Origin of the sequence: Paenibacillus sp. FSL P4-0176, assembly GCF_037975265.1 — a bacterium.
Lineage (GTDB): Bacteria > Bacillota > Bacilli > Paenibacillales > Paenibacillaceae > Paenibacillus > Paenibacillus amylolyticus.
The window spans coordinates 4,131,039-4,145,369 of record NZ_CP150242.1; the positions used below are offsets into that span (position 1 = coordinate 4,131,039).

The 14,331-nt window shown below is 38.7% G+C and carries 13 protein-coding genes and 1 pseudogene; all 14 read right to left on the minus strand.

Annotated elements, in window-relative coordinates; translation table 11 throughout:
* Positions 1 to 60: 60 nt before the first annotated feature.
* Positions 61 to 1,389: a type I glutamate--ammonia ligase gene (glnA, locus tag MKY95_RS18600; protein WP_036613569.1), complete on the minus strand. Its 1,329-nt coding sequence runs from the start codon at positions 1,387 to 1,389 to the stop codon at positions 61 to 63.
* Positions 1,390 to 1,518: 129 nt separating this feature from the next.
* Positions 1,519 to 1,932, minus strand: coding sequence for a MerR family transcriptional regulator (locus tag MKY95_RS18605; protein ID WP_017687924.1), 414 nt, complete (start codon positions 1,930 to 1,932; stop codon positions 1,519 to 1,521).
* 82 nt (positions 1,933 to 2,014) lie between these two features.
* Positions 2,015 to 3,268 carry a methionine gamma-lyase family protein gene (locus MKY95_RS18610; protein ID WP_339193749.1) on the minus strand — a complete coding sequence of 418 codons (1,254 nt, stop codon included), beginning with the start codon at positions 3,266 to 3,268 and terminating at the stop codon, positions 2,015 to 2,017.
* A gap of 83 nt (positions 3,269 to 3,351) precedes the next feature.
* Positions 3,352 to 4,638, minus strand: a complete 1,287-nt coding sequence (hflX, locus tag MKY95_RS18615; RefSeq protein ID WP_036672754.1) for a GTPase HflX — start codon at positions 4,636 to 4,638, stop codon at positions 3,352 to 3,354.
* Positions 4,639 to 4,762: 124 nt separating this feature from the next.
* Positions 4,763 to 5,179: pseudogene (locus tag MKY95_RS18620) on the minus strand (AAA family ATPase); the annotation flags it as partial.
* The gene (locus MKY95_RS18625) at positions 5,154 to 6,818 is read right to left on the minus strand and encodes a recombinase family protein (RefSeq protein WP_339193751.1); all 1,665 of its coding nucleotides are present in this window, start codon (positions 6,816 to 6,818) and stop codon (positions 5,154 to 5,156) included. The gene MKY95_RS18625 and the pseudogene MKY95_RS18620, both read right to left, overlap by 26 nt.
* A 205-nt stretch (positions 6,819 to 7,023) precedes the next feature.
* Positions 7,024 to 7,593 carry a Holliday junction resolvase RecU gene (locus MKY95_RS18630; RefSeq protein WP_339193753.1) on the minus strand — a complete coding sequence of 190 codons (570 nt, stop codon included), beginning with the start codon at positions 7,591 to 7,593 and terminating at the stop codon, positions 7,024 to 7,026.
* 4 nt (positions 7,594 to 7,597) lie between these two features.
* Entirely contained in the window at positions 7,598 to 7,825 is a 228-nt protein-coding gene (locus MKY95_RS18635; protein WP_339193754.1) for a hypothetical protein, read from the minus strand.
* Positions 7,797 to 7,931: a hypothetical protein gene (locus tag MKY95_RS18640; protein WP_339193755.1), complete on the minus strand. Its 135-nt coding sequence runs from the start codon at positions 7,929 to 7,931 to the stop codon at positions 7,797 to 7,799. The genes MKY95_RS18635 and MKY95_RS18640 overlap by 29 nt, the downstream gene beginning before the upstream one ends.
* Positions 7,932 to 11,147, minus strand: a complete 3,216-nt coding sequence (locus MKY95_RS18645; RefSeq protein ID WP_339200011.1) for a PHP domain-containing protein — start codon at positions 11,145 to 11,147, stop codon at positions 7,932 to 7,934.
* 81 nt (positions 11,148 to 11,228) lie between these two features.
* Positions 11,229 to 12,203: an AAA family ATPase gene (locus MKY95_RS18650; protein ID WP_339193756.1), complete on the minus strand. Its 975-nt coding sequence runs from the start codon at positions 12,201 to 12,203 to the stop codon at positions 11,229 to 11,231.
* Between the two features lie 99 nt (positions 12,204 to 12,302).
* Positions 12,303 to 12,578, minus strand: a complete 276-nt coding sequence (locus MKY95_RS18655) for a hypothetical protein (RefSeq protein WP_339193757.1) — start codon at positions 12,576 to 12,578, stop codon at positions 12,303 to 12,305.
* The gene (locus tag MKY95_RS18660; protein WP_339193758.1) at positions 12,569 to 13,513 is read right to left on the minus strand and encodes a ParM/StbA family protein; all 945 of its coding nucleotides are present in this window, start codon (positions 13,511 to 13,513) and stop codon (positions 12,569 to 12,571) included. Before MKY95_RS18660 ends, MKY95_RS18655 begins: the two co-directional genes overlap by 10 nt.
* Before the next feature lie 501 nt (positions 13,514 to 14,014).
* A complete protein-coding gene (locus MKY95_RS18665) occupies positions 14,015 to 14,281 on the minus strand; it encodes a hypothetical protein (RefSeq protein ID WP_339193759.1) in 267 nt (88 codons plus the stop codon).
* Positions 14,282 to 14,331 lie beyond the last annotated feature (50 nt).

Here is a 14,331-nt window from a genome sequence, read left to right on the forward strand (position 1 = left end):
TTCCCTCAAAACGTTCCCCGGTTCATTCCTTCAAAACCCGTAGTTACAAGGTTTTTTCGACTAGTACAATGTGATATATTGATCGCGTTCCCATTGGTGGACTTGTGTTCTATACATATCCCACTCAATTTCTTTCAGCTCATAGAAGTGAGCCAAGGCGTGGTCGCCGAGAGCATCACAGATGACTTCGCTGCGGATCAATTCATTCAATGCTTCTTTCAGGTCAGCTGGCAAGCTTGGAATGCCTTCTTCCACACGCTCTTCTTCTGACATGATGTAGATGTTACGGTCAATTGGAGTTGGTAAGGAAAGCTCACGTTTGATTCCGTCCAGACCTGCTTTTAACAGAACAGACAAAGCCAGGTAAGGGTTAGCAGCCGGATCCGGGTTACGAACCTCAACACGTGTACTCAGACCACGGGAAGCTGGAATACGAATCATTGGGCTACGGTTACTAGCAGACCATGCTACATAACAAGGTGCTTCATAACCTGGTACAAGACGTTTGTATGAGTTCACAGTTGGGTTAGTAATTGCTGCAAACGCACGTGCGTGCTTCAGAGTTCCAGCCATGAAGTGACGAGCAGTTTTGCTCAGACCCAACTCGTCCGACTCATCAACAAATGCGTTCTCATTGCCTTTGAACAAGGATTGGTTACAGTGCATACCGGATCCGTTCATACCAAACAGTGGTTTCGGCATGAATGTAGCATGTAAACCATGCTGACGTGCAATCGTTTTAACAACGAGTTTGAACGTTTGGATCTGGTCAGCAGCTTTCAGAGCATCAGCATATTTGAAGTCGATCTCATGCTGACCTGGAGCTACCTCATGGTGGGAAGCTTCGATCTCAAAGCCCATTTCTTCAAGTGTGATAACGATGTCACGACGACAGTTTTCACCAAGATCCGTAGGCGCAAGGTCGAAATAACCACCTTGGTCATTCAGTTCGTTAGTCGGGTTTCCTTTTTCGTCTGTTTTGAACAAGAAGAACTCGGGTTCAGGACCAACGTTAAAGGAAGTGAATCCCATATCTTGGGCTTCCTTCAGGTTACGTTTCAAGATACCACGTGGATCTCCTGGGAACGGATTACCATCCGGAAGATATACGTCGCAAATCAGACGTGCAACACGGTTCTCTGCAACCCATGGGAAAATAAGCCAAGAATCTAGATCTGGATAGAGGTACATGTCGGACTCTTCAATACGTACATAACCTTCAATGGAAGATCCATCGAACATCATCTTGTTATCCAGAGCCTTAGTCAACTGACTCACAGGAATCTCGACGTTTTTGATAGCTCCAAGCAAATCAGTAAATTGCAATCGAATGAATCGTACGTTTTCTTCTTTCGAAATGCGGAGAATGTCTTCTTTTGTATAACTCACTATAACCTCTCCCTTTCTTATCTGCGTATTTGGCTTGCCTGTTATATTTGTACATTAGAAAGTTCCACGGGTCAAGGAGTCTCACACCAAAAGTACGTGTTTTCCCCTCACTCGCCAAGTTATGCGAATTTAATTTTTATTAAAGAATCGGGAAAGCTCTCCCTGAATGAGAGATACTTGTCCTGGTCTCTTACCTGATACAAGCTGCTGCTTCAGCAAGCGGTGCAACTGCGTATCGGACAGCTCTCTGCGTTTAACTTCAGTATCTGGCGTGATAACTGTAGCTTCCTCGGATTCTTTTGAAACAGGATTCATCACTTGTTTGATGCCCGCGATGTTAACTCCTTTTTCAATCAAAGCCTTGATCTCTAGCAATCTCTCTACGTCATTAAAAGAGAATAACCGTTGATTACCTGACGTTCTCGCAGGAACGATCAAGCTGTGCTGCTCATAGTAACGAATCTGACGTGCAGACAGATCCGTAAGTTTCATTACAATACCAATTGGGAATAAGGCCATATTTCTGCGGATTTCATCACCCATGTTCATCAACCTTCCAGTCATCTATTCTTCACCCTATTGTACATTTAGTTATTACCAAGTGTCAATGACGTGTTAGATAAACTCACAATAATTTACGATCTTTCATAGTCTGTAACGCCATCAAAACGCCATATTTGACATGAGAGTACGTTAATCCGCCTTGCATATACCCGATATACGGCTCCCGAATAGGCGCGTCGGCTGATAATTCCAGACTTCCACCCTGAATGAACGTACCTGCCGCCATAATGACAGGGTGCTCATAACCAGGCATATCCCACGGTTCAGGAACCACATGACTATCCACAGCTGCTGCTCGCTGAATCCCCTGCACGAAGGCGATCAGATGCTCGGCAGAGCTAAACTTAACAGCCTGGATCAGATCTGTGCGAGCTTCATTCCAGGCGGGTTTGGTTACAAATCCGGATTCAGCAAACATCGCAGCAGCAAACGTACTTCCTTTGATAGCTTGTCCTACAATTGTCGGTGCCATGTAAAGTCCTTGGTAGATGCCACGTGTTGTCCCCAGCATTGCTCCCACCTCTCCCCCAATTCCAGGGGCTGTTAGACGATAAGCTGCCAGCTGTACGTATTGTTCCTTCCCACATATGTATCCACCGGTTTCCGCAATGCCTCCACCAGGATTCTTGATCAGTGACCCGGCCATCAGATCAACTCCAACTTCTGTCGGTTCACGTTCCTCCGTGAATTCACCGTAACAATTATCTACGAATACGATGACATCCTCCTTAAGCGCTTTAACACGCGTAACCATGTCAGCAATCTCAGCAACACAGAAGGATGAGCGCCAGTCATAACCACGTGAACGTTGAATCCCAATAACTTTTGTAGCCGGTGTAATGCTTTTTTCAACTGCTGCCCAGTCCACTCCACCTTCATCAGTTAAGGCCGTCTCACGGTAACCGATGCCAAAATCGCGTAATGAACCTGTACCATCACCGGGTTTGCCAATAACTTTATGCAATGTGTCGTAAGGCTTACCCGTGATGTACAATAATTCGTCACCTGGACGCAAAACTCCAAAGAGAGCTGTACTAATCGTATGAGTACCTGAAGCAAAATGAGGACGTACCAACGCGGCTTCCGCGCCGAAAACATCAGCATATACTTCATCAAGCACTTCACGGCCACGATCGTTATAGGCATAACCTGTTGAACCTGCAAAGTGAAAATCACTTACTTTTCGCTGTTGGAAAGCATGAATCACCTTCCATTGATTGTGATCTGTGATCCGATCAATCTGTTGAAGTTGTCCTTCAATCTGACGCTCCACTTGACGTTGAAGTTCAGTTATTTCTGAATCAAAGCTTACCATCTTACTTCATTCCCCTTCATAGCACGAATCTGACGTCGAATATCCATTATCGTGTAACTTATCACATCAATATGTCATGAATATTACAATTCAATGAATTCTTCAAGCATATAACCAAATTTCTCATATTCACCTTTTTGCAATTCAACTTCATAAATGACATCATTCTCTTCAAAGCTGGTATCCACTACATCACCAATTTTATAGAGTACCGACGTAAGATCACCACGTTCTGCCGGAATACGGAAGCGCTTCGTATCACCTGTCAGCTCTGTCTGAATGAATTCACGGATTTTAAGCAGATCCTCCGAGTCTAATGCGCTTACTTTAATATGGCCTTTATCCAATGGAAGCATCTCAAGCTGCTCTGGTGTGCATGCATCTTTTTTGTTATACAGGACTAACTGCGGCTTGTCCCCTGAACCAAGTTCTTGCAGAATCGTATTAACCGTCCGCATCTGATCTTCACGCATAGCTGATGAGGCGTCCACAACATGCAGGATCAGGTCTGCTTCATTCACTTCCTCCAACGTTGCCCGGAATGCTGCAATCAGATCATGCGGTAGATTTTGAATAAATCCAACCGTGTCGGTAAGTACGATTTCTTTTCCACTCGGAAGTTCCATCGTACGTGATGTAGGATCCAATGTAGCGAATAGCTGATCTTGAATATACACATCTGCAGCCGTCAACTGCTTGAGCAAGGTTGATTTGCCAGCATTGGTATAACCAACAAGGGCCACCTGAACAATACCTGTTTTTTTGCGGCGTTCACGATGCAACTTACGATGACGTGTCAATTCTTCCAGATGACGTTTCAGATCATCGATACGACCACGAATGTGACGGCGGTCTGTCTCCAGTTTGCTTTCACCTGGGCCTCTTGTTCCGATTCCGCCCCCGAGTCTGGACAGGTTCTTGCCATGACCCGACAACCGTGGCAGCAAATAGCTATGTTGAGCCAATTCAACTTGAATAATACCTTCTCTAGTGTTGGCCCGTTGTGCAAAGATGTCCAAAATCAATTGGGTACGGTCAATAATTTTGAGATCGAGTGTTTCTTCCAGATTACGAACCTGTGCACCTGACAATTCCTGATCAAAAATAGCCGTAGTTGCTCCGAGCTCCTCCGCGATTGCACGGAGTTCTTCCACCTTACCTTTACCAATGAACCATTTGGTATCACGTTTTTCCCTGTTCTGAGAAAGTACACTTAGCACTTCCACTCCAGCTGTCTCAGCAAGTTTCACCAGTTCCTCTAAAGAGTACTCAGGGTTGATACCTGTACGTTTTACATCATCCGTAACAAGACTCACCAAGACGGCGCGATCTTTTTTGACCATATCTGTATCATGCGTGCCATTTGTCATGTATATGTTCACTCCCTCTAATTACTTAATCAATCCGTTGATATACATTGCCACGAATATGCCATGGCATGCCTTAAGCCGAACCGGTTGGCCCGGCCGGCTGGTGTAAAAACTATATTATCGCTTACTTTCGCTCAAAGTTCAAATCCTCTGTACGGATTGTCATCAGCTCCAGTTTTCCTGGACTGCCTTCCGAGTATTGTTCCAACAAACGAACCGCCTGATGCCTGATCGAACGCTCAATGGCATTACGAACGTATCTGGCGTTACTGAACGCATGCAGCGAATCATTTTTTTCCTGAAGCAAATGTTGCTTTAGCTTGAGTATGGTCTGAGGCATTAGAATATAATCACGCTCTTTGGCCATAATCTCAGAGATTTGAATCAACTGATCAATGCTATAGTCTGGAAACTCCACTTGAATGGGAAAGCGGGAAGGTAATCCGGGATTGGTCTGGAGAAAAAAATCAATCTCATCTGAATAACCAGCCAATATGAGAATAAACTGATTTTTGTTATCTTCCATTGATTTGGCTATTGATAGAATTGTCATAATAATTGCTAGACTCACTATCTCTATTATCGGTATTTAAATTGAATCTATACACTATCTCTATCTTTTTTTCTTGATGCAAAACTACTTTTTCAATTAATAATCGTACAATGCTTCTCTTGTCCTCTATAGTTAGATCCTTATTTATAATGTTTTTGTATTTATTCAACATATTTATAGCAACCTTCATACTATCATCTTTATGCTGATTGATTTTTAAACTTTCTTCTATAGAGTGCAATTCTCTTTTTAAGTCGTCTAACTCAGTCTCTACTGGTTGAATTTTTTTTGCTAGATCATCTTTTGATTGAATAATGCCATCTGCGTACAAATCAATATATCTAGCTTTGGATATTTCCTTCTCTTTAATGGATCGAAGCAAGCTTTCTTTTTTACTAATGTTCTCGTTTATCTTTTCACTGTCAGACATCTTATTGATCATACTAAAAATGATCACCTCTGGATTTCCTATGATTTTCAAAACTTCATTCCATATCAGAGAATCAATCATATCAACTCGCCAATTCGATCCCTTGCAAGTAGTATTGGATAGCCCAGTTTCTACACTATATGATTTTTTTGTCTTTCTTGTACATGTGTAGTATTTTAGTATGCCATTCTGGGTTTTAGTTACTACTCCTGAAGATACAGCAGCTCCACATCTTCCGCATCGTACAATGCTTCTTAATAAATAATCCTCCGATGGTCTCCCACTATTCTTAATATTTCCATCCAATGTCTTTTGCAATCTCTCGAACGTAACCTCATCTATATATTGAGGAATATCAATTTTCTCCCACTCGTCCCTTGGCTTTGGTACTTGTTTCTTCTTGCCATCAACTCGAACAACTTCTGTTTTGCCATGATAGTATGTGCCTTTATATGATTCATTTCTTAGAATTCGACTGATAGTGGCTTGATACCAAGTGTCTCCTTTAGGTGCTGAATACCTTTTCTTTGCTAAATACTCTGCAACCTCTGAGCCAGTGCTACCCTCTAATATCATCTTCACCATCATTAGGTATCGTTCTTTTTCTTCTTTATTCTCAACGAGAGTATTTAGTTCTTTATCATAGGTGTATCCATATATTCTATTCATCCCCGGAATCTTATTGTTTGCCACCATCGTTTTTCGTCCACGCTTTGTGTTCGCAAGAATCTTTGCCTTATTGTATTGAGCGATGGAGCCTTGGATGTTATAGTTGAGCATTGATTCTGCATTTCCTTTTTGTAAGTCAAACTCAACAAAATGTAAATCGCAACCCAATTCCCAAATTTTATGTGTGATTTGTTGCTGTAGGTGGAGATGTCTACTCAACCTGTCTGGATGCAAAAAGATAACTCTATTCCCTAGACCTTTTTCAAGCAGAAACAGTATGTAATTCAGCATCGGACGGTTAGGATTATCTCCAGACTCTGCCTCTTCACGTAAGACAATAATCTCATCTTCATTAATATCAAACTTTGTTTTTGCTTCCTTTACACATATATCAATCTGTGACTCTAGTGAATAGTTATCAATTTGGATATCAGATGATACACGAGTATAAACAATAGCCCTGATCTTACCGATCAAGGCCGTAATTTGAGTTGTAGATAATTTTTGCATATCTTTTAAAACAATCATAGCTTCTTCTCCTTTTAATTCATATATTCACTCTTATATAATAACATTATAATCACCTAAATTCTATCTATATCAGAGTGTTTAATAATCATATCTTCGATCCAATTAGCTATCTTCGTTTCTACCTCTTCTCGACTACATCTGCTCTCGGAATATGTATTTACAATTGTGTACTCAGCCATTCTTTTTTCAGTTAAGTTTTGATTCACTTTGAATTTCCTTCTTCCTTGTTAGCATATGTATTAATTGCCTCCATAACAAAATCTTTTAAATGGTAGTGCCATCTTGTTCTAGGTTTAAATCCTTTAATCTCAATTCCTATTTCTTCGCAAATGGCTAGTGAAATACTACTTTTATTTACTTTACTTCTATATGTATGTTCCTTGATTTGATTCTGTGCAATGTTCTGATACTTTAAGAACTCTTCTATGTGTATAAAGTACACCTTGTTCTCAGGTTCACGAAAATTCATAATGAATCCCGATATTACACCTTCATATGTATTTGCTTCTGATAGTTTATCGATTTGATGTTGCTTGATTACACTTTCTTGAAAGCTAATTGACTTATCCTTTGTTGATTTAAGTTCTAATGTGAATAAATGATTCTTTGCAAACATCATACAGTCATAGTCATTTTTAGTTACTCTAACTCGCGAACGAAGATCAACGGGGATGTGAGTGTCTTTTAAGCGTACAAAGAATATCTTCTCTACACTTTGAGCTGCTGACTTTTGGAAGTCCTCTTCGAATAATTTTCCTTGATTTGTAGCCAATCAATCATTCCTCTCCTGCAATTAATCGTTTAGCGTCTACTGCCTTAAACAAACAATCATATGTATCGTGTACACACATTCCATAAACATCTAAAATTTCTTCACCCACAATAATATCCGCCTCACACCCATAACAGGTTGAATACTTCACCTCATTTTCTTGCGGATCAGGAAAGCGGATATAGTGGTAATCATTATCGAACCTATCCATTTGACTTCTCAACTTTTTCATTCAGCAATTGATTAAGAACTGTTCCTACAACTTCTTTGTATTCATCCTCTGTCAGCTTACGTCCAATAATTTGTTCAATCTTTGATTTGCTAAACTTGTTTCCCATCTATGTATTCTCCTTATTCTTATACTTGTTGTAACCAGTGATCCAAGTTTCAGACTCATTTGTTTCTATGAAATTTCCATTTCCATCAGGAACAGATTTCATTTTTTTCTTAAACTCAGTAATCTCAATTAAATCACCAATATCTATTCTTAAATCTCTATCCTTAACGTTGAATGTCTTTTTGCTCATTTTGAAGATCCGTGTTTCTCCTTTTTGAACACCATACAATGTTAATTTTGGAGAATATTTTGTATCAATATCCGTTACTACACACCAGCCAGAACTTGTCTCAGGATATTTAACATCTGCATAACCCATGTGCTCAATCTGAAACATAACTGTCTCATTTGGAAGAATCGCTGGTACTTCCTGATTCCTTAATTCAGTTTCAATCTTTTTCAACTCAATAATCCTTTGTTCTATTGTTTTTTCTACATATGTTTTTTTATATTTATACTTACCATCTGAGAATTCCTTGAACAAGGCAGAGAGATACCCACTGTTACCAAACATATCAAAATAATTAAGCATAATGAGTATCTTTAATTGTCTAGCATTAACTGAAGTTTTTAGATTTATGTCAACTAATAAGTCTACAAAGCTTTCATATATATTTTTGCCAATCTCAAATAGTTCTTCAGCTACTTTTACATTCATGAACTTAATGCCTGATAGATCGGCATAGATTGAATTTCTCTTCTCATCTGCCACAAAACTTCTATTATCAGTCCCAAGCTTTATGCCACCATCTTTAATTCCGAACCCTTTCTGCATTTCTTCTTTAAGAAGACCAACTTTATCTTTGTTCTTCTTCTCTGAAAAATGTCTCAATAATGATTCATAGAAATAGATCGGATAGTGGCTTTTGAGATATGCACAATATACGGAATCAAGCGCATAACTGTACGCATGTGACGCATTAAAACCGTATCCACTTGAATCCTCAATAATTTTCCATACTTTATCACTCATATCAAATGCTTCTTGTTGAGTTACAGTTTCTCTCTCAAGGATCTTGTCACTGAAACCTTTTAAGAATCGTTCTTTCAACGGCTTAACTACGTCTGGCTTTTTCTTGCTGATTGCCTTGATGATTCCGTATGTTTCGTCAGAAGGGAATCCTGCATAAGCGAGTGTTGCCATGGTCTGTTCTTGGTACAGTACATAAGAATTCTTCATTTCCTCAGTCTGTATGAGGTCGTCAAAACTACTAATTCCATAAGTAAAAGGTTTTCTGCTCTCAAACGTATGATACATTGATTTAAAAGATGGTCTGATAGCTGCTATAAATGCTGTTAACTCTGAAATATTGCTTGGCTGATACTTCATTACTTTTTGTGTGGTCGAGTACTTTTCCACCTGATTTACTCCAACAGTTAACCCTTTAGCGTAAATTTCCCATACTTTATCGTTGTCCTTAATAGTATTTAATAGTTCGGTTTCTGTGTGTATTGGTAGTCCAATTCTTTTATATGTATCATGTGTTGTTTTAACTACATCAACTTTAAGTAAGTCATTCTTGAGGAATTTTTTACGTTCTGCTATTTCACCATCAATTAGTGCAGCAATCACTTCTTTTTTAGTTGACTCACTTTTTATCCTTATTAAGCCAATCTCTTCTTTGATATTCCCTTGATAAATTAAATGTCCACAAGGATGTGGTTTTTTGTCTGAGATTATCCCTGTGTACTTCTCACTTTCTTTTATAAGGTGATGATATTTTTTATCAACATAATCATAAACATCAATCAGATCCTGCTCGTCATCCTCGGCATATTTTAAGTCATTCTCATACGCCTCAAGTTGTTTTGATACTTCATTAGCGATTTCGAAGTCAAGATTCTGCGATTTGGCATATAATTTGAAACCTGATTTACGTTTGAATGTGCCATAAGCAATCATTGGATATGAATGCCCTTCTCCCAGTACTTTGGTTTGTGCTGCAATAAATACTTCTGGGTTACCCAAATTCAAGTCTAAGTCAGGAAGTGATTTTGTTTCCAATATTCGGCTTTCACTCATAAAACGTTCAGGGTATAAATGTACGGGAGCAGAAATTCTGTCTACTTTCGAAAATCCCAATAATGTGTTCGTATAATATGATACTCCTGAGCCCCGGCCTGTAGGAGTTATAATTCCCCCTTTATCAACAGCTTCTTTAACAATTTCGTGGTCAATCAGAAAGTAATCCGACATTCCCGTGTTTACTACTACAGAACCTTCTTTTCTAATTTCATCTATGTATTTAGCGTGCCTCTCTTTTGGAATGCTGCTCTTGGCTTCTCTCCACTTTTCATTCAATAATTGCTTATATTTATGATCACGTTGTTCTTGTGATAGCTCTGGATATAACGTAGGAAGTTTAATATCATTGCTAAATACTTTTATTAAATCAGAATCATAATCATCAAAATCCATAAAGACTAATGTATTATTTATTGCCTTATCAATCTGTTCTTCATTAAGGACACCTTGATCAATAAAACGTCGTTTTAGTGTCTCACCATCGGGATAGTCCATAAACCAGCCATCTTCATTTTCATATACAATTCCTTTTGCCTCTAAAACTGCATCTCGATCCTTTGCTTGTTCTGGATATATGAAGTGACTATCACATCCAGCAATCAATTCAATGTTGTGTTTAGACGAAATATCCAATATTCTGTTGTGTAATTTTTTCTGCGTTTCAGTATGATGGGCTTGAACTTCTAACATAAAATTCTTTCCAAAGTATGAGTTAAGATCAAGAACAATTTTCTCCACATCTTCGTATTGCCAAAATGCTATGCAAGCACTTGTTACAAAGACTTCGTTAGGATCTAATGTTGAAATTAAATCTAAGTCGATACGAGGCTTGTAATAATACCCTGTCTCGTTTGCTTCAGAGAGGATACGGTTTATATCGCGCCTCCCTTTCTCTGATTTGGCAAATAGGCACATGTGACCGTTTGTATTATCTTTTTCGAATCGATCTTTCACCCAGTATGCTTCAGTTCCAAAGATAAATTTCAAGCCTTCTTTTTTAGCGACATCATAGGTATCAAAGTACCTTCCTTGAAATCCATGTTCCATACTGGAGAGAATTTTATGGTCAAGTTCCTTTGATCTTCTTACATAATCATCTATTTTAACTGAACAGTCAGGAGTAAAAATATTTGAGTAGTCCCTGTGATTGTGATAGTTGCAAAATACACAAATGGTTATCGACCTCCTTATTCTTAATCAAATATTGATTTCATAATGACTTGCGTTACATGTTTACATACCTATCACCTCCTTTAAGTCTCATTAGAGACTCTACACTGTAAAAATTCCTTCTACTTTTTTAGTTTCATTTAAGTTAGATGTAATGTCTCGCGCTGTGATCTCCATAAGACTTTGACGAGATATCTTTTCACGTCTCCTCATTAATCTAACAGCTTGATGACGAATTGCTTTCTCAATAACATTACGCACATATCTGGCATTGCTAAAGTGAATTCTCAGATCCTTTTCCTCTTGTATTATCTGTTTAAGCTTATCTGCTGCATCACCAGTAAAGTTGTAGTCCTTCTCAGAAGACATCTTTAGAGCGATCAGCATTAGTTCATCAGTAGAGTAGTCGTCAAAGTTGATTTGAATAGGGAATCTTGAAGGCAATCCTGTGTTGATCTGAAGGAAGTCATCCATCTCTATGGGATATCCAGCCAGTATGATAATTAGGTCATCACTTTTGTCCTCCATTACTTTTACAAGTGTGTCTATTGCCTCTTTTCCGAAATCTTTTTCCCCTCCACGAGCAAGACTATATGCCTCATCAATGAAGAGTATCCCACCCATTGCTTTTTTAACAAGGTCGCGAGTCTTTAGGGCTGTATGACCAATGTATTCACCAACCAAGTCTGCACGTTCAACCTCAATCAAGTGTCCTTTACTAAGAACTCCCATTTTGTTGAGCATTTTTGAGATAATTCTTGCTACTGTAGTTTTGCCAGTGCCGGGATTACCTTTGAAAATCATGTGGTATACCTGTTTGCTGTTCTTGAGACCTTCCTCATTCCGAAGTTTATTGACTTCTATGAGTGCATGAATCTCATATATAAGATCCTTTACTTTTTCAAGCCCAATCATCTCGCCCATTTCTCTAAAAATGTCTGCTGTGGATTCATTCTGATTACTTATTGGTGAAGCTTGATCAGTCAATTCAGGAGACAGTTTATATCCCTCGTCTGCATTGAATACAATGTTAATCCTTGATTCGTTTACGGTTATACGTCTGACGCCTTCGTCCACAGTCATCACCTCGTTAAGAAAGTATATGGGCGATGTAGCGTTAAAATGCTCAACTGCATTGGCGAATAAAATCTATGTATAAGTAGGCCGAAGCCTACATTAAAAAGAACCAAATAGTTCATCCAACTTCTCTTCATATACTTCTACATTCTCTGGCTGTTCGGGTTCACTCTGAACAATGAATTCATCAGTTTCTTCATTAGAGGGAGGTTGCGAATAAGTGCTGTTTAGGTAAGGTGCACTGCCAAAGAACAGTAATCTTAATGCCCTCCTTACAACATCGCTCTTATCTTCGTGTGGAGGCAGTTTTACCCATGCCTCACGGAGATCTTCATCTTTTACTGGTCTTAATCTTGCTCTAGCTGCTATTTCCATGATTTCTTACCTATCTTTCCATACCCTCGCACTTGAGCCAACTGATCCATAAGGACTTTATTCGGGAGATTTAAATATTCATAAATGTATCTTGCAGCCCCGCCAGCAATCAAATATATATCGAACTCTGTGTTTAAGCTTTCTATTTCATTTTTGATTTGAGATGCTAACGATTTAAACGCTCTTTGAATTAATGGGACGATATTGTGTCCCTGATATTGCCCCGATATAACATAAGGATCTAACTCATAGATTGCTGGGGTGTGTCCCGTCAATTTCTGTATGTAACCTTGCAAGAGTGTATATGCTCTTTCTACGCCAACTAATACACTTTTCGATTCCTTCATGATGCTAGATTTACTAAAGCCCAATAAATTGAGAGTATAGAATCCCAAGTCAACAGTTAAAATCTTTTGTTGAGCCGCCTTCACTTTTGCGATACGCCCATCTTCATCGAGCAAATAATCCATTGTAACGCCCAGTCCTTGCGGAACCATTTTGCAATCTTCTACAATGGGCTGGACAGTGAAGTTCTTGCCTCTTCCCTTGCGAATCGTGTACTCCCCTTCATCTGCTAAACCCAATAACTTTTCTTTAAAAGACTCTTTCTGAGTAAAGTAGAAATTAATTGGGAGACCACTAACTAATTTAACTCTATCTTTGCGCGCCAAGTATCCCAATGTCGTCTTCATTACCACATCGCTCGTCTCTGCTTCTGCTTTCTTGTTATTAAGAGAGAAATATTTGATGTCGCTATATTCCAATGCAACATTGCCTACAAAAAGTTCATCGTTATATATAAAATGGTCTGACTTTATGTTCTGTTCAAACATGTCCTTCGCTTCACCTACTATGGTTGGTTGACGATAAAACTTCCCTCCTCTCTCTGCTTTAGTCCACTTAAACCCCAGATCTAAGTTCAATGTATTAAACAAAATGGTACAACCTCCTTAGAGATACGCTACAAATGTACTAGAATGACACACTTGAGTATATTTGTGTACAACTGTAGCCTCAAATCTAAATTGATTATACCATAATAATATAATAGTGTACATATTTTTATTCTTATAATTGACTATCTATTCTTTTTTTATATATTATGTACATATAGCCAAAATAAAAGGAGAGCAATGAGATGATTATTGATTATGGTAATGTTACTGGGTATAAAAGAGTTACAAGGCCTGATAAGACCGAATTGGCGATCATTAACGTAACACTCAATGATAAGACTAAGTGTGTTGTTTACTATGATGGTTTCAATAACAGAATCATCAAAATTTTGAATCAGAGCGCCCCTTCATACTGTAGGGTTTGCAATAACCATCATTGTAACTGTCTGGACGACTTAATACCAGATATCGAGAAGGCTCTATTATACCAAAGTCTGCATTTAACCTTAAAACTAAGGTGATAGTAAAATTGATGTTTCATCAGGAATTTGCGTTCAAAAAAGGTTGATATCTCAAGGATAATTCAGTTAGCCATTCTTCATTGTCACACTTTTTACTACGAGTGATTAAAGCAAGGTCAATCATCGAGGATAATTGCTCCCCAGTAAGTTCAACATCGTCAATTTCTACATCGCAGTAAAAATTCACTATCTCATGATACTTGCTTGGATTGGCAACAGCATTCAATTTGTTTTCTATGTATAATTCTAGATTAACTGTAGCTTCTGGATATTCTTTCTTAATCATGTTGACTGCCTCATGGTATGTAAACTTTCTCAGCCGATCTCCGTCAAATT

Excerpts from the sequence above, each read along its gene's own strand:
- MKY95_RS18605 (WP_017687924.1), bottom strand. The coding sequence starts at position 1,932 with ATGGGTGATGAAATCCGCAGAAATATGGCCTTATTCCCAATTGGTATT.
- MKY95_RS18610 (WP_339193749.1), bottom strand. The coding sequence starts at position 3,268 with ATGGTAAGCTTTGATTCAGAAATAACTGAACTTCAACGTCAAGTGGAG.
- hflX (WP_036672754.1), bottom strand. The coding sequence starts at position 4,638 with ATGACAAATGGCACGCATGATACAGATATGGTCAAAAAAGATCGCGCC.
- MKY95_RS18625 (WP_339193751.1), bottom strand. The coding sequence starts at position 6,818 with ATGATTGTTTTAAAAGATATGCAAAAATTATCTACAACTCAAATTACG.
- MKY95_RS18635 (WP_339193754.1), bottom strand. The coding sequence starts at position 7,825 with ATGAAAAAGTTGAGAAGTCAAATGGATAGGTTCGATAATGATTACCAC.
- MKY95_RS18640 (WP_339193755.1), bottom strand. The coding sequence starts at position 7,931 with ATGGGAAACAAGTTTAGCAAATCAAAGATTGAACAAATTATTGGACGT.
- MKY95_RS18655 (WP_339193757.1), bottom strand. The coding sequence starts at position 12,578 with ATGGAAATAGCAGCTAGAGCAAGATTAAGACCAGTAAAAGATGAAGAT.
- MKY95_RS18665 (WP_339193759.1), bottom strand. The coding sequence starts at position 14,281 with ATGATTAAGAAAGAATATCCAGAAGCTACAGTTAATCTAGAATTATAC.